Here is a 19,201-nt window from a genome sequence, read left to right as displayed (position 1 = left end):
CCGCACTACATGGGCATATTCATGACATCTTGATAGGCTTCAACTAGCTTATTTCTGACCTGTAGCATTGCCTGAAATGAAACGCTAGCCTTTTGCGAAGCCACCATGACCTCAGCCAGACTGACGTTAGTATCGCCCGACTCAAAAGCCTCCGTCATTTTTCCGGCGGTTTGCTGGGTGTCATTAACAGCCCCTATGGTCTGCTTTAACATTGCCGCAAAGTCAGCGCCGCCACCGGTCTCCTGGACTTTACTGCCACCGGCTTCAAGCGACATTGCCCGCATCTGAGCCAAAACTTGGTTGACATTCATCTCACTCATGGGGTTTTCCTCTTACATTTTTATAGTACAGAGTCTAAAGCATTTTTAATGCCACATGTTAACATGAAATAATTACCCCCGAATCTTTCATCCTGGCCATCTTATACCGGAGCGTTCTGGGACTAATGCCCAATTTTTCAGCGGTTATCTTACGGCTGCCATTTTCCTTCTGTAAGGTCTGCAAAATGATGTTTTCTTCGGCCGAGCGAACCCCTTCGCCCAACCCCCCAATCTCGACCACTTCACTTTTAGCATCAATTAGATACGACGATTCACTTGCAGCAACTAAAATCTCAGCTGAAGGAGTATTAGTCATAACAGCCATCATTGGCCCCGTATCCTCAAACACCAAATCATCAACCGTAATCTTATCGCCAATCCGCAAAATAAGTGCCCGCTGCACCACATTATCCAGCTCCCTGACATTACCCGGCCAACTATAGGCTGACATTTTTTTAACAGCCTCATTATCAAATTCAGGCAAGTTTTTGCCGTCCATCATGTGCCGCTGCATCAATTCCCGTGCCAGCGGCAAAATATCGCCCGGCCTGTTGCGTAACGGCGGAATATTAATAGGGAACACGCTGAGGCGATAATACAAATCCTCACGGAACCGTCCCTGCTCCATCTGCTCTTTTAACTTCTGATTGGTGGCCGCCAAAATTCTGACATTCAACTTGATTTTTTTATGACTGCCCAGACGTTCGACTTCCTTCTCTTGCAATACCCGCAATAATTTCGCCTGCAGGCCTAAATCCATTTCGGCTATTTCATCCAACAACAAAGTGCCGCCCTGCGCCTGCTCAAATTTTCCGGGCATGGCCTGAACCGCTCCGGTGTAAGCGCCTTTCTCATAGCCGAACAGCATCGCTTCCAGCATGTTTTCAGGAATTGCCGCGCAATTTACCGCAATAAACGGCCCCTGGTACTGCATTGAATTTTGGTGAATATAGCGGGCAATAACCTCTTTACCGGTTCCGCTTTCACCCTGCAGCAGCACGGTAACATCGGTTTTAGCGACTTTGGCGGTCAGGGCATAAAGTTTTTTCATGCTTTCGTCCTGCACGACTCGCTCACTAGCGGCTTTATTTGCGGCCAACGGATTGGCCGACACATAATCGGCCACCTTGCTCACCAGCGCCTGCGCGTCAAATGGTTTGATTAGATAATCGGAAGCGCCGGCTTGCATGGCCTCGACTGCCTTGGGAATGGTTCCGAAAGCCGTCATCAGCAGCACCGGCGTTTCCGAATACTTGTGCTGCATATTTTTCAACAATTGAAAGCCGTCCATAACCGGCATCTGTACATCGCTAACGACCAGTTTAAACTGACCATGCTCCAGCTTGATTAGCGCTTCAGTGCCATTGCGAGCCGAAACCACACGATATCCGCCTATCTCCAGGGTGTCACAAAGCGCTTCGCATAATGACAGATCATCCTCAACAACCAACACATCATACTGTTTCATGTCTAATCTCCATTTGATGGTGATTTTTACCGGACAAATCTGTCTGGAACAGATTTGCATTTACCCGAAGGGCATCAGGCAGGGAAGCCTGATGTGAAAAACCGCCCGGCAACAAGTTATATGCCTGATTTATACAAGGAAGGACTAACGTAAAAGTGGTTCCACGCCCCGGAGTGGACTCAACAGACACATGGCCGCCATGCGCTTTCACTACGCTGTCGACGACAGCCAAACCCAATCCGGTACCGTGGATCTTGGTCGTGAAAAACGGTTCAAAAACCCGCTGACAAAGCTCTTGGGCAATACCCGGCCCATCATCCTTGATAGCAATCCGCAACTTATAGTCATCAAGCTGAACCACTGAAATTTGTATACATCCAGCCTGCCCTACGGCATCGACTGCATTATTCAATAAATTAAGCAGCGCACCGCGCAAGGCATTTTCATTACCCAGCATTGCATCATTTTGCGCGTCATTGACAATCTGCAGATCAACCCCGCCGCTGCCGGTATATTCTTTTACCGCTTCCCTGAGGTGATTTAATAATTCGGCCAATGAAAAAGACTCCATCGCCAGGCGCCCGTCTTTGGCAAAAATCAACATATCGTTAACCTGCCTTTCCAAATACTGCAAGCGCTCCAGAATTTTCTGAGAAAACCGCTGCCGCTTTTCGCTATCCAGAGCCGGGCTGCTCATTTGCGACGCATAGAGTATGGCTGTAGCCAGCGGCGTCCTGACCTGATGCGCCATACTCGCCACCATTTCTCCCATGGCCGACAACTGCTTTTGCTGATTCAGCGTATCCTGTAAATTTCGCATTTCACTGACATCCGATAGCAAGACAATTTGCCCGGAATCGGCAGGATCACTGCGTGCAATATCTCTGCTGACGGTCATATTGACCCGTTTGCCGTTACGCAATTGACGCTCATGAGGATTACCAACAGGGATCAGGCTGCGGATGACAACATCAGACCAATCCATGCCAACCAGAGGCTCGCCCAAAAAATCGGTCGCCACCGCGTTACAATCCAAAATTTTGCCGCCCGCATCCAGCACAATAACGCCTGCGGGAAGCGCCGCCAGTATTTTTTCCAGGCGACTGGCGAGCTTTTCTTTTTCTTCAAGGGTTTTGAGCCGTTCACTATGAGCGAAGGCGAGTTCCCCATGCAGCTTAGCAACCTGCTCTTCCAGACCTTGGTAAGAAACAGATAAATTCTGGGATAGCTCGTTAAAAATCCGGAACGCATCGGTGAGCTGTTCGGTTTTTTGCTTTTTTTGAGTGGTGTGAATATTCATGTCTGATCGCCCTGGTTTACAACTTAAACTTAACGTTAAGAAAAGAAAGCAAAAATCAGACCAAATATTATTGATTATACTTTCAATAGCTTACACAATGCGTGACAAAAAAATGACATTACTCCTTATTAACGCTGCAAATCATATTTGCGCAGTTTTTCAACCAATGTTGTACGCCGCATATTCAACCGCTTGGCGGCGTGAGCCACTACACCACCGCATTCGCTTAATGCCTGGCGTATCAAATCGATCTCTAAATCATTCAAATATTCTTTCAAATCTATGCCCTGCTCCGGCAGTTGCGCCAAGTTACTCACTGTCCCTTCAAAGGTATTCATTGCTCCTTCAAAAGCCTTGATAGCTTCAACTTGCTCAGACTGCTCATCTTCTTCTATATCAGCCGCTTCGATACCATCAAGAATTTCTTCAGGAACTTGGTAATGTTGAAATTTTTCCGGCAAATCAGCGGCATCAATAAGCCCTTTGGGTTTAATAATGGCTAGTCTTTCAATTAAATTTGCCAACTCCCGAACATTTCCAGGCCATTCATGTTGCATCAGCATAGCCATTGCCGCATTGGTTAGTCGCACTGAACCGCGATTGGAAGCTTCCATGCGCTCGACAAGATCATTCACTAACAGCGGGAGATCCTCAGTCCTATCCTTTAGAGCCGGTATTTCAATAGGGAAAACATTTAAGCGGTAAAACAAATCCTCACGAAACCGGTTTTCTTTAATCTCATTTTCAAGATATCGGTGTGTTGCAGCAATAACCCGTACATCGCATTGTATGGTCTTGTTACTGCCTACGCGCTCAAAGGTCCGTTCCTGCAATACACGCAATAGCTTAACCTGCATAGCCAAAGGCATGTCGCCAATTTCATCCAGAAAAAGAGTTCCACCTTCCGCCATTTCAAAACGCCCTTGCCGGGCGTTTAAAGCCCCGGTAAACGCGCCTTTCTCGTGACCGAACAACTCGCTTTCCAGTAATTCGCCCGGAATGGCGCCACAATTTATAGGTACAAACGGCTTGTCTTTTCGAAATGAAGCATCATGCAAAGCACGGGCAACCACTTCTTTTCCTGTTCCGGATTCGCCCAAAATTAGAACCGTTGCGTCCGACTCTGCAACCTGCTCAATTAATTTGCGGATACCGGCAATGGCCTGACTCTTGCCCTTTAGCCGATCAACTGAAGACGAGCGACGATCTGACTCGCTTCGCACCATAAAAGTTTTTTGCGCGCCGGACACAAGCAACTTGTCAAGTATCGGTTTCAAAACGGGGTGCGTGGCAGGCCATTCCAGCACATGAAATACGCTATTTGTGATTGCGGTCGGAACCTGATGCGCCGTGCCCTCAGCAATCACAAAGATAACAGGGACTTTATTTACCCGTTCGACAATATTACTGATTACAGTTGCCTGCTTTTCAATGCCGTCACCGACAAAAACCCCGGATAACTGGTCAGTTTCGGTAAAACAAGATGCATAATCCGCTGAGCCGGCAGTATCTATTTTATATTCCATAAACTGAAAAATCGTTTCCAGTTGCTGGGTTCTTATTTTATTGTCGTCAATTAACAAAACACGCGGCAACGCCATATTTCTTATACCCGTTTCCCATATTAAGGTCATTAAGGTTTAGCCATACAGTTTCCGCAACAATAACTGCGCTCATCACTCGGCACGACCTTAAAAACAATCCTTTTTAATTATTTAGCTATTTGACTAAAGTTAAGCATCGAATCACCATCCTGTCAAAATTCTTTTTATTTCATACTCTTCTAAGGCCTTTTTAATGTGATTTACACAGACAAAATAGCACGCACTCCCTATCCAGGCTTGACAAATATTTCTCATAATAGACACTAGGGTTGTTTTCATAACCTTGAGCGCGCTTTCTTTGAACGATATTCCCCTTAGCATGCTGTTTGGCATGCTTGCCGCTATGCTTATTTTTTCCGCTTTTTTCTCCGGCTCGGAAACGGCTTTAATGACGCTAAACCGTTATCGGTTAAGGCATTTAGTCAAACTAAAGCACCCCAGTGCAATCAAAGCGCAACAATTACTGCAAAGGCCCGATCGCTTACTTGGCCTGATTTTGCTGGGCAATAACTTTGTTAATAATTTCGCTGCATCAATAGCCACCGTTATTGCGATTAAACTCTATGCCGACGAAGAAGCCATTGTAGCTATCGCTACCGGTATTTTAACGATCGTAATGCTTATCTGCTCGGAAGTAACGCCCAAGACACTGGCTGCAATCAAGCCTGAACTGCTTGCCTTTCCGGCCGCCTGGGTCTACACCCCCTTACTAAAAGTCTTTTATCCTGTCGTTTGGCTCGTCAATTTATTTGTTAATCTGTTACTCCGCATAGTCGGTGTCGACGTCAAAAAAAACCGCCATGACCCGCTCAATAAAGACGAATTAAAAAGCATCATTAGCGATGCAGAAAGCTTAATGCCTGTTCGCTATCAAAAAATGCTGATGGGCATACTCGAACTCGAGTCGGCGACCGTTGAAGACATTATGACGCCGCGCAATGAAATTATCGGCATAGACCTTGAACTGCCGATCGAAGACATCATCGCCAAAATAAAAACCAGCCCGCACACCCGGTTGCCGGTCTATAAAACCAGCATCGACAGGATTATCGGCTTTATCCATTTAAGAAAAATACTGATCTTGCTTAACCAGGAAGATTTTGACAAACAAACCATCATCAACTGCTTGGATAAACCCTCGTTTATCCCTGATAGCACCCCCGTGCATAACCAAATGCATCGTTTTAAGCATGAAAAAATCCGCATAGGCCTGGTAGTTGATGAATATGGGGATGTGCAGGGCCTGGTTACGCTGGACGATTTATTGCAGGAAATTGTCGGCGAACTGATCACAGAAGATGTCGCTGTAAGAGCGCAAGGCGACGGCAGCCATCTGGTTGATGCCAATATTACCATTAGGGAATTAAACCGCGTCACGCAATGGTCGCTCCCTACGGAAGGCCCCAAAACGCTCAATGGGCTTATCATTGAGTTTATGGAAACCATACCCGAAACCGGAACCAGCATTAAATTGCATGGCTACCCGCTGGAGATCATAAAACGGGATGAAAATAGCGTTAAATTGGTTAAATTCCTGCCCCAAAAATAAACTATTCCCCTTCCGGTTGAGTTATAGCCAAAAAGCGAATTTCTTGAATAACTAAAATAATACCGTCTATAATCAGGGTTCGTTTAAAGATGGGCCATTAATCCAATGCCAAAACTCACTGTTTTTTTTAAAGATAAAGTTATCCATTCTGGCTTGTTTGAAAACGGTATTGTGCATATTGGACGCGATGAAACCAACGATTTGATTATTGACAGCATGGCAATCGCTCCGGCTCACGCCGTCATAATTATTCGCGATGACGCTTGCACTGTTAAGCAACTCAACGATGAATTTCCGTTAATCATCAATGGAAAAAAAACCAAAGCTTGCAATCTCAATGACAACGACACAATATCGATAGGCAAGCACGACATTGTTTTCAATACCGTAAAATTTATAGCCCCTGAAGCATCCAATAACCCCATTGACGAAGACGTAAAATTGCTCAATCAGGAAATTGATAATGAATTACAAATTCCTGCCGCTAATTTGCAAATCATGAATGGCAGCAATATTGGTAAGGTTTTGCAATTAAAAAAGTCCATGACCCGGCTTGGCCATGACGGCAACGGCGTTATTGCAATATTAAAAAGGAAAGAAGGTTACTTTGTCTCCGTATTGGAAAATGCCGGTACAATAACCATAAACAACGAGCCGTTAAACGATAAGCCGCTAAAATTAAACATGAATGATGTGCTGGTTGTTAACAACACATCCCTGCAATTCTTTTTGAATTAAATCCATGCATTCAATAGAAGACAACCGCCAGTTTCATCGCATTCTTTATACAGACAAAGCCGTTCTAAACTGCGACGAAAGCACATGGCATTGCGAAATCATTGATCTGTCCTTAAAAGGCTGTTTATTACGCCTTGAACTTCCCTGGGAAGAAGATCCGGAGAAACTCTACACCCTCACATTACGATTGTCCGAACAGGTCCAAATAAAGATGGAACTAACCCCAACGCACGTTGTAGGTAATAAGGTGGGCTTTAAATGTGAGCATATCGATCTAGACAGCATTTCCGAGCTACGTCGCTTGGTTGAACTCAACCTTGGCAACAGCGCTTTACTGGAAAGAGATTTGTTGTCGTTATCGAATATTATAGATTAGCTATATAACCCGCCGAAATTAACGCAAACTAGCCCTATTAGCCAATGGGTCGCAAATTTAATCAACATACTTTCATTACTGCCGTAAGGCTTCCTTGCAGGTTCTTGCGTCGGCAACCTATCATTAAAACCTACTTATCCCAACCTTCCCTGTACGGCCGCATCGACTTCAGCCATGCCATTATATTAATAATGATGCGCGGTTTTGTGCAATCGTATCCTCATTCATAGCTGTCTATTTAGTTTTATTAAAAGCGTACTTAACTAAATATCATTAAACGCTCGGCATAAATCACTCTTCAACCCCCGATATTTACTAGCTTTAGACTGCTTGTGCGCATTCTGCCAAACACCAGCAAATTCGAAATTCAATTGTTTTCATATAAGAAACTATTAATCAATAATCATTGATATTGTCAACCAATATGCACGCAAGTATAGTTATACTCAACGTTGATTACTTCTTACCTAGTAAATAGCAAAGGATCTTTAAAATGACTGATATTCAAAGAGATATTTTAATAGGACTGATATTTGTCGTCGGTATTTTGGGTTTTCTTTCCGGCGAATTTATTGTTTCCACAATTATGTTTGCAACAGCCGCCATATTCAGCAATATATTTCTTAGCCAAAGATTACACGGCTAAAGTTTTTCATTATCTCTCGTTATCCTACCTCAAACAGTGTCTCTCCTGTTTGGCTTCTCGCTCTCGACGCTTACGCGCCGGGAGTTTTTTTTGCCTGATTTTTTGTTATTTTCTGCAAATTAGCTCGCCAGCTTCGCCTTGACGATAACGAATTTCGAATTGGATGCAATGATGGAATGCGCGCCAAAAAGGCGATCAAGATAGCTGTGATAATCTAAATGCCGATTACCGATTACCCATAACTCGCCGCCTTTACGCAGCACCCTCTTCGACTGCTTGAACAAACTAACGGCAATCTGGTCACCCACGGTATTTTGCTGGTGGAACGGCGGATTGCACAGTATCAGATCGGCCGATTCCGATTCGACTTCCACTAAGCCATCGCCGACACAAAAAGTCGCCACGCGCCGATCTTTGAAAGCTCGCTCAAAATTATCCCTTGCCGATGCTACTGCCATAAAGGATTCATCGATAAAATGCACGGTCGCCGCCGGGCAGCGTTCAGCGGCAATTAAACCGACCAGGCCGTTGCCGCAACCCAAGTCGATAATATTGCAGGCATCCTGCCGGAATGGCAGATGCTGGAGAAAAAAGCGCGTCCCTATATCGAGACTGTCGCGCGAAAATACATTGGCATGGTTGCTGATCAGGTAATCGGTATTTTCAAGCCGGTAACTCGCCGGATAAGGGCTAGGCGGAACAACCAGCCCCACATCAAGGCAAGCAAAAATCAGTCGCGCCTTTTTTTTCGCCAGTGAAGTTGTAGTCGGTCCGACCAGGCGTTCCAGCAATTTCCAAACCGAAGACGGCAGGGTTTTGATCATGCCCGCTACAATAATCCGGGTTGACTCGGTTAAATGCGGGCGCAAGCATGTCAGCTCATCTTCTAATAAAGCCAATGTCTTCGGCACCTTAATCAGTACCAGGTCGAATGCCCCCTCCGGCATTTCAAGACTGCTCAGCAAACTGACGCTGTGCTCAGGCAAGTTGTTTGCGGCAAGATTGAGCCGCGTCGCCTGCTGCGACAGATAGGAATCCGACAGCGCATAAGGCCGGTAAGCATTCAGCGCCACCGCCAACGCGCCAAAGCTGTCATTCACGATCAAGATCCTTGCACCCTCCGTTAGCCCTGACTGTTCGGCAAGCGTATCGAGAAGATATTCGTCAGCGGCATCCCAGGCGCGCAGCAATTCCCTCGGCCGTTTCGGCAGCCGGTTCAGTTCAAACTCGCCTTGGGTAACGGTTAAACGATTCGTCATGGCTCAAGCGCGGGACATGAATTTTCCGGTCTCGGTATTGATCTTGATTAGTTCCTCAGGCTCCAGGTATTCGGGCACCTGAACTTCCAGCCCGGTGGTCACTCTGGCGGTTTTGGTGCGCCCTGACGCCGTCGCGCCCTTAATGGCCGGAGCCGTCTCCACGATCGGCAGTACTACGGAACTCGGCAATTCAATACCCAGCACCGCATCGTCCACCAACAATGCCACGATGCCTTCCAGTCCTTCGGTCAGATACTCGATCTGGCCTTCCAAATCTTCGCTGCTCAAGCTGTACTGGGTATAATCCTCCATATCCATGAAGATATAGCTATCCCCGTCCACATAGGAAAACTGCACCTTGGCCCGAACCAGATCGGCGTCCTTGAAAAAATCATCGCCTTTTAGCGACTCATCGAGTTTCTGGCCGGTTTTAAGATTGGTAAAACGGATCTTGTACAAGGTTGACGCGCCACGGGATGATGGACTTTTAGCATCGAACTGCTTAACCACATGCGGCACGCCGTTTATTTCAACCACCATGCCTCTTTTTAATTCACTCGCCTTTGCCACGCAGAATTCCTCTCGATTAAACTTGCCGACAAAAGCGCAGCAAGGGTTTATATTAAAATACAGTGCAGGATGATCCTGCATGCGGCCATTATACCGTAGAATCGGCCTCCAGGCGTTATCAGGCCTTGGCTAAGCTGCGTTTCATTTCGACCGTTAACCCATAAAAACTAAAACTATGTCAGATAAATACCCCACCCTCGGCTTCATCGGCATCGGCCTGATGGGCAAGCCGATGACCTTGCGTTTGCTGGATGCAGGCTTTAGCGTCAATGTCTGGAACCGCAGCCCTGAAAAGCTCCAACCGGTCGCTGATGCAGGCGCCAAGGCCTGCGCTTCCGTTGCCGAACTCGTCCGTTCCTCCGAGGTAATTATCCTGTGCCTCGCCGATACGGCGGTCGTAGAAGCCATCGTCCGCGATGATATTTTAGCCAGCGGCGCAGCCGGCAAGTTGCTGATTGACTTATCGAGCATCCACCCTGAAAACACCCGGCAATTGGCAGCGCTGCTGCATGAAAAATGCGGCATGGGCTGGGTCGATGCGCCGGTTTCCGGCGGCGTTGCCGGTGCCGAACATGGCAATCTGGCGATTATGGCAGGCGGTAGCGCGGAACATATCGACATTGCCCGGATCGTCCTGGCGCCGCTGTATAAGCAATTAACCCACATGGGCGAAGTGGGCTGCGGCCAGATCACCAAGATCTGCAACCAGATGATCGTCAGCTGTAATGTACTGGTTATTGCCGAAATGATGGCGCTGGCCAAACAGGCCGGAGTTGATGCCCAGCAAATACCCGTAGCACTAGCGGGCGGCTTTGCCGACTCCAAGCCCTTGCAAATCACAGGCGCCGAAATGGCGACCGAAACTTTCGAGCCGGTCAAATGGCGGGTCAAAACCCTGCTGAAGGATTTGAACATGGCGGTAGATTTATCCGTCAAACAGGGCAATGCCGTCCCGATGTCCGCGCTGGCCTCCCAGTTGATGCAACTGCACGGTAGCCGCGGCTATCTGGACCAGGACCCCGCCACGTTAATCAAACTCTACAAAAAAACCGATGCTTAAATTTACCGCCAACCTGAGCCTGCTATTTACCGAAGTTGCGCTGATCGACCGCTTCAAGGCCGCCAGGCAAGCGGGCTTCAATGCCATTGAAATCCAGTTCCCTTACGAGTTAAGTGCAGCCGCCATAAAAGACCAACTGGACGAGTACGACTTAAAACTGGTTTTATTTAATGTGGCCGCTGCCGATTTATTGCAAGGCGGTGAGGGATTGGCCTGCGTGCCTGAAAGGTGCGGCCAGTTTAAGGATGCCCTCGCCCAGACCGTCGATTATGCGCAGCTGTTACAACCGGAAGCTGTCAACGTCCTGCCGGGTCGCTGCCTGGATAACAGCCGGCTGGAACACTATCTGGAAACCTTCAAGGAAAACCTGGGATTTGCCGTCGAGGCCTTTGCGCCGTTAGGCATCAAAACCGCGTTTGAAGCGATCAACATCCACGACATGCCCGGATTTATCCTCCATAGCGGAGCGCAAATGCTCAGCGTCCTGGATCAGCTAAACCGTCATGAACTATTGATGCAGTACGACATTTATCACATGCAAATGATGGGCGAAAAGCCTGAAGCATTTATTGCCGAACATGCCGATCAAATCGGCCATATCCAGTTTGCCGATTGCCCGGGACGGGGCCAGCCCGGTACCGGGCGGATTGATTTCAAACAGATGTTTTCAGTTATCGAGAAATCAGGCTATTCAGGATGGGTCGGCGCAGAATACAAGCCGGTTGGAACTACGATTAAAAGCCTGGATTGGCTAACGCCTTAGACGTCAACTAAAAGCATAAAACCACGAAGGACACGAAGTTTTTACCTTGGTTTTCCTTCGTGTCTTCGTGGTTAATTAATCTATTACGCTTTGCTGATTGAATAACGGTGCGCACGGCGCACCCTACACAAACCGAAGAGCCTAGCCTATCAACTTCAGATACTTCTGATACAGGCCTTCCTTGTCCTCGACATGTTTGGGATCTTTATCAATACAATCGACCGGGCAAACATCCATGCATTGCGGCACATCATGATGGCCTACGCACTCGGTACATAATTCGGGATTAATGACATAAATATCCTCGCCTTGAGAAATCGCACCATTCGGGCACTCCGGCTCGCAAACGTCACAATTGATGCATTCATCATTAATAATAAGGGCCATACATACTCCTACACATTACAACACTGACGAGCAATAAACTTGCTCAACTAAATATACTCAGGCACTTCTTATATAAAGTGTCTTTTATCTTTTCAATACTATTGTTAGGACAAACCGATTCACATAAGGGTTCGCCATAACGTTCCTTGCATTCTGTACACAAGGAGGAGTCTATGACATAGGCATCCTCCGTCTGAAAAACGGCCTCATTAGGACACTCAGGCTCACAAACACCGCATCGGGCGCATTTATCTTCATTGATGGTCAGCGCCATATTTTACTCGGGTTTGAATTTGTTGATTAAACTTTGGTGAACAAGATCAGGAACAAAACAGGACACGTCTCCGTTCAATTGCGCAATTTCACGGATCATGCTGGAAGAAATAAATTCGTATTGTTCGGCCGGGGTTAAAAAAACGGTCTCCAGTTCCGGCGCCAGACGCCGGTTCATTCCGGCCAGCTGAAACTCGTACTCAAAATCGGATACCGCCCTCAAGCCCCGCAAAATTACATTGGCGCCCTGCTGTTTGGCGCACTCGACCAGCAAGTTATCAAAACCGATCACCTCCACATTGGGAAATTCAGAGACAACCGCTTTAGCTAAACCCACCCGTTCTTCCAGAGAAAACAGTGGCGCTTTGCCCCTGTTTACCGCTATGGCGACAATCACTTTATGGTAAAGCCTCGACGCTCTGGCAATCAGATCCAAATGCCCATTAGTGATAGGATCAAAAGTACCCGGATAAATTGCAGTGGTTTGCATAGTGTGAGCTTTTCAAAAAAGCGGCAATTCTATACTAAGAACCGGTTTTTAAATACTCATTTAGTATTGGATCAAGGCAAAAGGCAAAAGGGCTAAGATCGGACATTATGCTGGAGTCCGATCTTTTCGCCTTGCGCCTTTTGCCTTTAGCCTGTTCTTCAATATCGAATGCTTGACGGATATACCGAGCGCAAACAATTAACAACCATTATCCAATCCGTTCGAACAAATGATAGCCGACTTCACCCGCGCTTTTACTTTTCAGCTGCCGCCAATTTTCAGGCATTCCTGCAAAATCAAAATGCCGTTCCGTTTCAACATAAATCTTGGCATGCCTGGCCAGCCAACCATTCTGTTCCAAGTGATTGCAGGTTTGAACCGCCAGATTCTGGCCGAACGGCGGATCGAGAAACGCCACATCAAAGGCTTCTGCGTTCCCCCCCAGATAGCGTAATACATCGCTTTGCACGACTTTTATCCGGTCGGCGGCAGACAGTACAACGGCATTGTCTCTTAAACAACGGCAGGCCTGGGCATTGCTTTCTACCTGAATGACCGACCTGGCGCCTCGGGAAGCGGCTTCAAAGCCCAAAGCGCCGCTTCCTGCATATAAATCCAGACAATTTTTGCCGACAATTTCATACTGCAACCAGTTGAACAAGGTTTCCCTGACTCTGGCGGGCGTGGGCCTTAAGCCCGGAGCATCGACAAAACTTAACTGCCGGCTGCGCCAGTCCCCGCCAATAATCCTGAGCTTATTTTTCACTCTTTTTTGCGCTCCCGCCTACGGTGATGGTTTGCATTAACTGCGGGTCAACACGACGCTTAAAAGCGTCTTTTATCGATGCCACAGTCACTTTCTCGACGTTTTGCTGGAAAGTATCCAGATAATCCAGCGGCATCTCATAAAAGCCGATCATCGACACGTAACTGGCCAGTTCTTTATTGGTATCGAAACGCATCGCAAACCCGCCGGTAATATTCTTCTTGGCGGCAGTCAGTTCGGCTTCCGTAGGCCCTTGCGCAATAAAATCGGCCAGGGTTTTATTAACCACTTCCAGCGCTTGCCCGGTCTGGTCGTTGCGGGTTTGCAGGCTTATCGCAAACGGCCCTTTCCTGAACAGCGGCGCAAAAGAGCTGCTCGCGCTGTACGCCAGACCTCGTTTTTCCCTGACTTCATTAAACAACTTGGACACCAGAACAGCGCCGCCCAGAATATGATTGCCGACATACAGATCAAAGTAATCGGGATCTTTACGGTAGGTGCCGGGCATCCCGACCAGGACATGCGTTTGCGAGGACGGAAACTCGATATGCTGCTTGCCTGCTTGCACCGGCATAGCCACTTCCGGCAACGATTCCGGCTTTTGGCCTTTCGACAAACCGGAGACCAGTTTCTCGGCAGTTTGTTCCGCCTGCTGTTTGGATAAGTCGCCGACGATCACCACCATCGCATTGGCGGCCACATAATATTTTTGATAAAAACTGCGCAGGTCCGTACTCTTAAAGTCGGACACCGTGGCAATCGTACCCGGAGTCGGGTGCCCGTAGGGATGATCGCCATATAAAGCCTTGTAATAGGCAATCCTGACTAGCTCGGCAGGCGATTCTTCCTGCTGCTTTAACCCGGCCAGAGTCCGGTTTTTTTCGCGTTGAAAATCGGCTTCGTTAAAACTCGGGCTGGCCAGAATGACTTGCACCGTCTCCAGCGCTTTATCGAATAACGGCTTATCCGTTAAGGTACGAAGCGAAACGGAAGCCATATCGCTGGAAACACTGGAGCCGAATTGCGCGCCGACGCTTTCAAAGCGCAGGGCAATTTCGTCGGCATTCCATTTCCCTGCCCCGGTATCGAGCAGCGCCGACGTTAATGCAGACAGGCCGAACTGGCTCCTGTCACGCGCACTGCCGGCATCGAAAGCCACCTGTATGTCCACCATCGGCAGGCCTTCGGTATGCACATAATAAACCCGGCTGCCTTGCTGCGTTTGCCAGTGTTCGATTTTTGCAGCGGCCTGCGCCGGGCTGCAAAAAGCCGCAAACCAGATCATCAACATAAAGCTGAGTTGAGCAGCTTGTCTGCTCAAACGAAACTTATGCCCTTTGGGTATAAAACTTAGCAGATGAATACGCATTATCTAACTCCTTTTTCGGTCTTGGTCTCGGTAATGTGCCCAGTGATAGGCAAAGGTTCCAAATAAGCGACACTCAACTTATCTTCAATTAAGTATTTGCGCGCCACATCGCGCACCTGTTCTGCGCTAACCTGATTGACCTTATCGACATATTCATCTACTTTTTTCCAGCCCAGGCCGACTGTCTCCAGCGTACCTAACTGCATGGCCTGATAGAAATTGGAATCCCGCTCATAAACGGCCTTGGCTAGAACCTGCGCCTTAATCCGCTGCAACTCGTCGTTATCGACCAGTTTTATTTGCAGCTTGGCAATCTCTTCCTTTAGTGCATTTTCCAAATCCCAGACGGTTTTTCCTTCGGCGGGCGTTGCTTCCAGCGTCAGTATTTCCGGCAACCTTGAATACAAGCTATAGCCGGCACCAACGGATACGGCTATTTGCTTGCCGCGCACCAGCCCCGATTCCAATCTGGCGCTGCTGCCGCCATCCAGCACACCGGCCAAAACTTCCAACGCATACGCTTCCCACTCATTTTGCGCGGTTGTTAATACCGGCACTTTATAGCCCATAAGCAGATAGGGTAGTTTGGCCGGTAATTTAACTGTCATTTTCCGTACCCCCAGCTGCTCGACTTCAGCCTGCGGCTTTGTCGCTTTCAGGTCGCTGGGCTTAAGCGGGCCAAAATATTTTTCCGCCAGCGCAAAAACCGCTTTGGGCTGCACATCCCCTACCACCACCAGCGTCGCGTTATTGGGCGCATACCAGCGTTGATACCAGGCCTGAAGGTCTTCCACCTTGTAATTTTCAATATCCGAAGGCCAACCAATCACGGGATTTTTATAAGGGCTGTTGGTATAGACCATCGCATTAAAATGCTCCTGCATTTTGGCCTGCGGATTATCGTCCGTGCGCATCCTGCGCTCTTCGGTTACCACCTGTAGCTCCTTTTTCAACTCGTCGGGCAGCAAATGCAGATTGCGCATCCGGTCGGCTTCCAGCTCAAAGCTGACCGCCAGCCTGGAAGCTTCCATAGTCTGGAAATAAGCCGTGTAATCGGTGCCGGTAAACGCATTTTCATCGCCGCCGTTTTCGGCGATGATCCGCGAAAACTCGCCCGGAGCATGCTTGTCAGTGCCTTTAAACATCATATGCTCAAGCATGTGGGAAATGCCGGTAATGCCGCCCGGTTCATAACTTGAACCCACTTTGTACCAAACTTGAGACACCGCAACCGGAGAGCGGTGATCCTCCTTAACCAGCACTTTCAAACCGTTCCCAAGCACATGCTCCGACACTTTAGTCTCGGCACTGCTTGCAAAAACCGGTAGCCACAATAATGCGGCGCATAGTAATCGATTGTTCATAAGTCCCTCTTAGATGAATGTTAAAATACTTTCCAGAAAAGCCCCGGGGCACATCATTTGCTGAGCCTGATAGTAGCAGGGATAAAATAGCTCTGAATAGCTATACTTGAAAAAATAAGCCACTATTAAATGTATCTGCTCTGTATAGAGATACTGATTCTACGGAAATGGCACAAATCTTTTCAACTTTATAACACTGATGCCAATCACAGAATGCTCAGACATTATATATCGCCTCTAAAAGCCGATGCTGTCCATTCCATGCCGAATAAACACGCCTTACCCTTTTTCAATCAACCCCAAGGATAACCAATGTCAGATGAAAAAATTTATGACATAAAGCCGGAAATAACAGCTAAGGCGCACATTACCGCTGAAACCTATAAAGCCCTGTATCAGCGCTCCATAGCCGAGCCCGAAGCTTTCTGGGCTGAACAGGCTAAGCTGTTTCTGGATTGGAGCAAGCCTTGGGACAAAATCAGCGATTGCGATTTCAAGACCGGCCATATTCGCTGGTTTGAAGGCGGCAAGCTCAACGTCAGCGTCAACTGCGTGGACCGTCATCTTGCCACTCGCGCCGATCAGGCCGCCATCATCTGGGAAGGCGACGATCCGGCACAGGACAAAAAAATCACCTACCGGCAATTGCATGAACAAGTCTGCAAGTTTGCCAATGTGTTAAAAGCACAAGGCGCCCAAAAAGGCGACCGCATCTGCATTTACCTACCGATGATTAGCGAGGCGGCGGCAGTAATGCTGGCCTGCACCCGCATCGGCGCCGTGCATTCAATCGTATTCGGCGGCTTTTCCGCCGAGGCGCTGAAAGACCGGATTCTGGATGCCGATTGCCGGTTTCTGGTGTGCGCCGACGAAGGCCATCGCGGCGGCAAGATCGTACCTATTAAAGCCAATGCCGATGAAGCCGCCGCAGCCTGCCCCGGCCTTGAAAAAGTCATCGTCATCAAGAACACCGGCAATGCCGTCGACTGGCACGAGCAACGCGATGTCTGGTACCACGAAGCAATGGCAAACGCGTCAGCCGACTGCCCGCCCGAAGCCATGGACGCCGAAGACCCGCTGTTTATCCTGTACACATCAGGCTCCACCGGCAAGCCCAAAGGCGTTTTGCACACGACCGGCGGTTATCTGCTGTACGCGGCCATGACCCACAAATACGTGTTCGATTACCACGACGGCGACATTTACTGGTGCACCGCCGATATCGGCTGGGTCACCGGCCATTCGTACATGATCTACGGCCCACTGTGCAACGGCGCCACCACCTTAATGTTCGAAGGCGTGCCGACTTACCCCGAAGCCGACCGCTTCTGGCGAGTCATCGACAAGCATCAGGTCAATATTTTCTATACCGCGCCGACCGCGATTCGCGCGCTGATGGCGCAGGGCGACGAGTTCGTCAAGCGCTGCTCGCGCCGCAGTTTAAGAGTGCTCGGCACGGTCGGCGAACCGATTAACCCGGAAGCCTGGGAATGGTATTACCATGTCGTCGGTGATGGCCGCTGCCCTATTTCCGACACCTGGTGGCAAACCGAAACCGGCGGCATCATGATCACCCCGCTGCCCGGCGCAATCGCTTTAAAACCGGGTTCCGCGACCCTGCCCTTTTTCGGCATCAAACCGGAAATCATCGACAACGAGGGCTGGATCAGGCAAGGCGCCGCCGAAGGCATTTTAGTCATTAGCCGGTCATGGCCGGGACAGGCGCGCACTGTTTACGGCGACCATCAGCGCTTTATCGACACCTATTTTAAAAACTACCCCGGCTATTATTTTACCGGGGACGGCGCACGCCGCGATAAGGACGGCTATTTCTGGATTACCGGCCGGGTTGACGACGTGATCAATGTCTCCGGCCATCGCATGGGCACCGCGGAAATCGAAAGCGCGCTGGTGCTGCATGAGCATGTCGCCGAAGCGGCGGTGGTCGGCTATCCGCATGACATCAAGGGGCAAGGCATCTACGCCTACGTGACTTTGAATGTCGGCATCGAGCCTACTGAAGGGCTGCGCCAGGAACTGGTCGAGCTAGTCAAAAAAGAAATCGGCCCGATTGCCCACCCGGATATCATCCAGTGGGCGCCGGGCCTGCCCAAAACCCGCTCCGGCAAAATCATGCGCCGTATTTTGCGTAAAGTGGCGTCCAATGAAATCGACAGCCTGGGTGATACATCGACGCTCGCCGACCCAGCAGTGCTTGACGATATTATTGAGCATCGGGCTAATAAATAACTACTGTTACACAAGCTACTTAAAAACACCACGAAGACACGAAGAACACGAAGAAATATATAAACTTCGTGTTCTTCGTGTCTTCGTGGTGAAAATTTCTTAGCCATTGCTTAACATCAGTTAATCAATTAGCCCCCGCTTACGAAAAACAACCAATGAACATCATCTTTAAAGAATACGGTCGGGTTGTCTGGCAGAAAAAATGGTCTTTCCTGCTGGCCTTATTCGCGCTGGCTTCCGCCGCCACTCTCGATTTAGCGGCGCCGATTTACTATAAAAACATTGCCAACGGTTTGGCCGCGCCCTATTCCGACGCCACCTTGGCACTGCTATTGGACAACCTGAAGCAGGTCGCGATTATTTACGCGTGCATCTGGCTGTCCTGGCGCTTGCTTGAAATCGCTATTATCCCGCTCGATGGCGGCGGCGTTAACCTGCTGGAAAAACGCTGTTTCGAGATACTTAAAAAGCAAAAATACGTTTTTTTCGAGAACAGCTTTTCCGGCAGCCTGATCAAGCAGGCCAACCGATTCTCCCGCTCCTTTGAAATCATCATGGACTGGTTTTTGTTCCAGTTTTTCATGAACATTGTCGCGGTCAGCTTTGCCTTTGCGATCTTCTACCGGCAACAGCCCGAATTCGCCTGCTA

General features: G+C 48.6%; 19 protein-coding genes and 1 pseudogene. 8 read left to right on the top strand and 12 right to left on the bottom strand.

Annotation, left to right across the window (positions count from 1 at the left end; all coding sequences use genetic code 11):
• Nucleotides 1–5: 5 nt before the first annotated feature.
• The 4 genes from fliE to M0R47_RS15335 form a co-directional block, all read right to left on the bottom strand.
• On the bottom strand, nt 6–320 hold the full coding sequence (gene fliE / locus M0R47_RS15350; protein ID WP_292556382.1) for a flagellar hook-basal body complex protein FliE: 315 nt from the start codon (nt 318–320) through the stop codon (nt 6–8).
• 58 nt (nt 321–378) lie between these two features.
• Nucleotides 379–1,788 carry a sigma-54 dependent transcriptional regulator gene (locus tag M0R47_RS15345; RefSeq protein WP_292556380.1) on the bottom strand — a complete coding sequence of 470 codons (1,410 nt, stop codon included), beginning with the start codon at nt 1,786–1,788 and terminating at the stop codon, nt 379–381.
• On the bottom strand, nt 1,775–3,088 hold the full coding sequence (locus tag M0R47_RS15340; protein WP_292556378.1) for an ATP-binding protein: 1,314 nt from the start codon (nt 3,086–3,088) through the stop codon (nt 1,775–1,777). The genes M0R47_RS15345 and M0R47_RS15340 overlap by 14 nt, the downstream gene beginning before the upstream one ends.
• Nucleotides 3,089–3,216: 128 nt before the next feature.
• Entirely contained in the window at nt 3,217–4,689 is a 1,473-nt protein-coding gene (locus M0R47_RS15335; RefSeq protein WP_292556414.1) for a sigma-54 dependent transcriptional regulator, read from the bottom strand.
• 301 nt (nt 4,690–4,990) lie between these two features.
• On the opposite strand from M0R47_RS15335, the gene M0R47_RS15330 reads away from it, so the two are divergent.
• The 4 genes from M0R47_RS15330 (at nt 4,991) to M0R47_RS15315 (ending at nt 8,001) form a co-directional block, all read left to right on the top strand.
• Nucleotides 4,991–6,241 carry a CNNM domain-containing protein gene (locus M0R47_RS15330; protein WP_292556376.1) on the top strand — a complete coding sequence of 417 codons (1,251 nt, stop codon included), beginning with the start codon at nt 4,991–4,993 and terminating at the stop codon, nt 6,239–6,241.
• 105 nt (nt 6,242–6,346) lie between these two features.
• On the top strand, nt 6,347–6,979 hold the full coding sequence (locus tag M0R47_RS15325; protein WP_292556374.1) for an FHA domain-containing protein: 633 nt from the start codon (nt 6,347–6,349) through the stop codon (nt 6,977–6,979).
• Nucleotides 6,980–6,983: 4 nt separating this feature from the next.
• A complete protein-coding gene (locus tag M0R47_RS15320; protein WP_292556372.1) occupies nt 6,984–7,355 on the top strand; it encodes a PilZ domain-containing protein in 372 nt (123 codons plus the stop codon).
• A 493-nt stretch (nt 7,356–7,848) separates the two neighbouring features.
• Nucleotides 7,849–8,001 (top strand): hypothetical protein, encoded by a 153-nt coding sequence (locus M0R47_RS15315; RefSeq protein ID WP_292556370.1) that lies wholly within the window; start codon nt 7,849–7,851, stop codon nt 7,999–8,001.
• 119 nt (nt 8,002–8,120) lie between these two features.
• Here M0R47_RS15315 and M0R47_RS15310 read toward each other — a convergent pair whose 3' ends face one another.
• On the bottom strand, nt 8,121–9,260 hold the full coding sequence (locus tag M0R47_RS15310; protein WP_292556368.1) for a methyltransferase: 1,140 nt from the start codon (nt 9,258–9,260) through the stop codon (nt 8,121–8,123).
• Between the two features lie 3 nt (nt 9,261–9,263).
• The gene (gene yeiP / locus M0R47_RS15305; protein ID WP_292556366.1) at nt 9,264–9,830 is read right to left on the bottom strand and encodes an elongation factor P-like protein YeiP; all 567 of its coding nucleotides are present in this window, start codon (nt 9,828–9,830) and stop codon (nt 9,264–9,266) included.
• Between the two features lie 175 nt (nt 9,831–10,005).
• On the opposite strand from yeiP, the gene M0R47_RS15300 reads away from it, so the two are divergent.
• Nucleotides 10,006–10,890: an NAD(P)-dependent oxidoreductase gene (locus M0R47_RS15300; RefSeq protein ID WP_292556364.1), complete on the top strand. Its 885-nt coding sequence runs from the start codon at nt 10,006–10,008 to the stop codon at nt 10,888–10,890.
• A complete protein-coding gene (locus M0R47_RS15295) occupies nt 10,883–11,653 on the top strand; it encodes a TIM barrel protein (RefSeq protein ID WP_292556362.1) in 771 nt (256 codons plus the stop codon). Before M0R47_RS15300 ends, M0R47_RS15295 begins: the two co-directional genes overlap by 8 nt.
• 141 nt (nt 11,654–11,794) lie before the next feature.
• Here M0R47_RS15295 and M0R47_RS15290 read toward each other — a convergent pair whose 3' ends face one another.
• From M0R47_RS15290 to M0R47_RS15265, 6 genes are all read right to left on the bottom strand, one after another.
• Nucleotides 11,795–12,040, bottom strand: a complete 246-nt coding sequence (locus M0R47_RS15290; protein ID WP_292556360.1) for a YfhL family 4Fe-4S dicluster ferredoxin — start codon at nt 12,038–12,040, stop codon at nt 11,795–11,797.
• Between the two features lie 43 nt (nt 12,041–12,083).
• Nucleotides 12,084–12,314, bottom strand: a complete 231-nt coding sequence (locus M0R47_RS15285; protein WP_292556358.1) for a 4Fe-4S binding protein — start codon at nt 12,312–12,314, stop codon at nt 12,084–12,086.
• Between the two features lie 3 nt (nt 12,315–12,317).
• Nucleotides 12,318–12,803, bottom strand: coding sequence for a pantetheine-phosphate adenylyltransferase (gene coaD / locus M0R47_RS15280; protein ID WP_292556356.1), 486 nt, complete (start codon nt 12,801–12,803; stop codon nt 12,318–12,320).
• Nucleotides 12,804–13,011: 208 nt separating this feature from the next.
• Nucleotides 13,012–13,569: a 16S rRNA (guanine(966)-N(2))-methyltransferase RsmD gene (gene rsmD / locus M0R47_RS15275; RefSeq protein WP_292556354.1), complete on the bottom strand. Its 558-nt coding sequence runs from the start codon at nt 13,567–13,569 to the stop codon at nt 13,012–13,014.
• Complete coding sequence (locus tag M0R47_RS15270; RefSeq protein ID WP_292556412.1) at nt 13,559–14,860, bottom strand: pitrilysin family protein; 1,302 nt, start codon at nt 14,858–14,860, stop codon at nt 13,559–13,561. Before M0R47_RS15270 ends, rsmD begins: the two co-directional genes overlap by 11 nt.
• A gap of 77 nt (nt 14,861–14,937) precedes the next feature.
• Nucleotides 14,938–16,302 (bottom strand): pitrilysin family protein, encoded by a 1,365-nt coding sequence (locus tag M0R47_RS15265; protein WP_292556352.1) that lies wholly within the window; start codon nt 16,300–16,302, stop codon nt 14,938–14,940.
• A 312-nt stretch (nt 16,303–16,614) separates the two neighbouring features.
• Here M0R47_RS15265 and acs point away from each other — a divergent pair, with 312 nt between their 5' ends.
• Together acs and M0R47_RS15255 are read left to right on the top strand one after the other, a co-directional pair.
• Nucleotides 16,615–18,552 carry an acetate--CoA ligase gene (gene acs / locus M0R47_RS15260; RefSeq protein WP_292556350.1) on the top strand — a complete coding sequence of 646 codons (1,938 nt, stop codon included), beginning with the start codon at nt 16,615–16,617 and terminating at the stop codon, nt 18,550–18,552.
• 155 nt (nt 18,553–18,707) lie between these two features.
• Nucleotides 18,708–19,201: pseudogene (locus tag M0R47_RS15255) on the top strand (ABC transporter ATP-binding protein); the annotation flags it as partial.

Origin of the sequence: Methylobacter sp. (assembly GCF_023227905.1) — a bacterium.
Classification (GTDB): domain Bacteria; phylum Pseudomonadota; class Gammaproteobacteria; order Methylococcales; family Methylomonadaceae; genus Methylobacter_A.
Note: the sequence above shows the minus strand (reverse complement) of the source record. Positions and strands in the feature narration are given on the sequence as shown.

Bases quoted from the DNA above. Each gene is read 5' to 3' on its own strand.
- acs (WP_292556350.1), top strand. From the start codon at position 16,615: ATGTCAGATGAAAAAATTTATGACATAAAGCCGGAAATAACAGCTAAG.
- fliE (WP_292556382.1), bottom strand. From the start codon at position 320: ATGAGTGAGATGAATGTCAACCAAGTTTTGGCTCAGATGCGGGCAATG.
- M0R47_RS15310 (WP_292556368.1), bottom strand. From the start codon at position 9,260: ATGACGAATCGTTTAACCGTTACCCAAGGCGAGTTTGAACTGAACCGG.
- M0R47_RS15295 (WP_292556362.1), top strand. From the start codon at position 10,883: ATGCTTAAATTTACCGCCAACCTGAGCCTGCTATTTACCGAAGTTGCG.
- M0R47_RS15325 (WP_292556374.1), top strand. From the start codon at position 6,347: ATGCCAAAACTCACTGTTTTTTTTAAAGATAAAGTTATCCATTCTGGC.
- M0R47_RS15285 (WP_292556358.1), bottom strand. From the start codon at position 12,314: ATGGCGCTGACCATCAATGAAGATAAATGCGCCCGATGCGGTGTTTGT.
- M0R47_RS15290 (WP_292556360.1), bottom strand. From the start codon at position 12,040: ATGGCCCTTATTATTAATGATGAATGCATCAATTGTGACGTTTGCGAG.
- M0R47_RS15265 (WP_292556352.1), bottom strand. From the start codon at position 16,302: ATGAACAATCGATTACTATGCGCCGCATTATTGTGGCTACCGGTTTTT.
- M0R47_RS15340 (WP_292556378.1), bottom strand. From the start codon at position 3,088: ATGAATATTCACACCACTCAAAAAAAGCAAAAAACCGAACAGCTCACC.
- M0R47_RS15300 (WP_292556364.1), top strand. From the start codon at position 10,006: ATGTCAGATAAATACCCCACCCTCGGCTTCATCGGCATCGGCCTGATG.
- M0R47_RS15320 (WP_292556372.1), top strand. From the start codon at position 6,984: ATGCATTCAATAGAAGACAACCGCCAGTTTCATCGCATTCTTTATACA.
- M0R47_RS15270 (WP_292556412.1), bottom strand. From the start codon at position 14,860: ATGTTGATGATCTGGTTTGCGGCTTTTTGCAGCCCGGCGCAGGCCGCT.
- M0R47_RS15315 (WP_292556370.1), top strand. From the start codon at position 7,849: ATGACTGATATTCAAAGAGATATTTTAATAGGACTGATATTTGTCGTC.
- M0R47_RS15345 (WP_292556380.1), bottom strand. From the start codon at position 1,788: ATGAAACAGTATGATGTGTTGGTTGTTGAGGATGATCTGTCATTATGC.
- M0R47_RS15335 (WP_292556414.1), bottom strand. From the start codon at position 4,689: ATGGCGTTGCCGCGTGTTTTGTTAATTGACGACAATAAAATAAGAACC.
- coaD (WP_292556356.1), bottom strand. From the start codon at position 12,803: ATGCAAACCACTGCAATTTATCCGGGTACTTTTGATCCTATCACTAAT.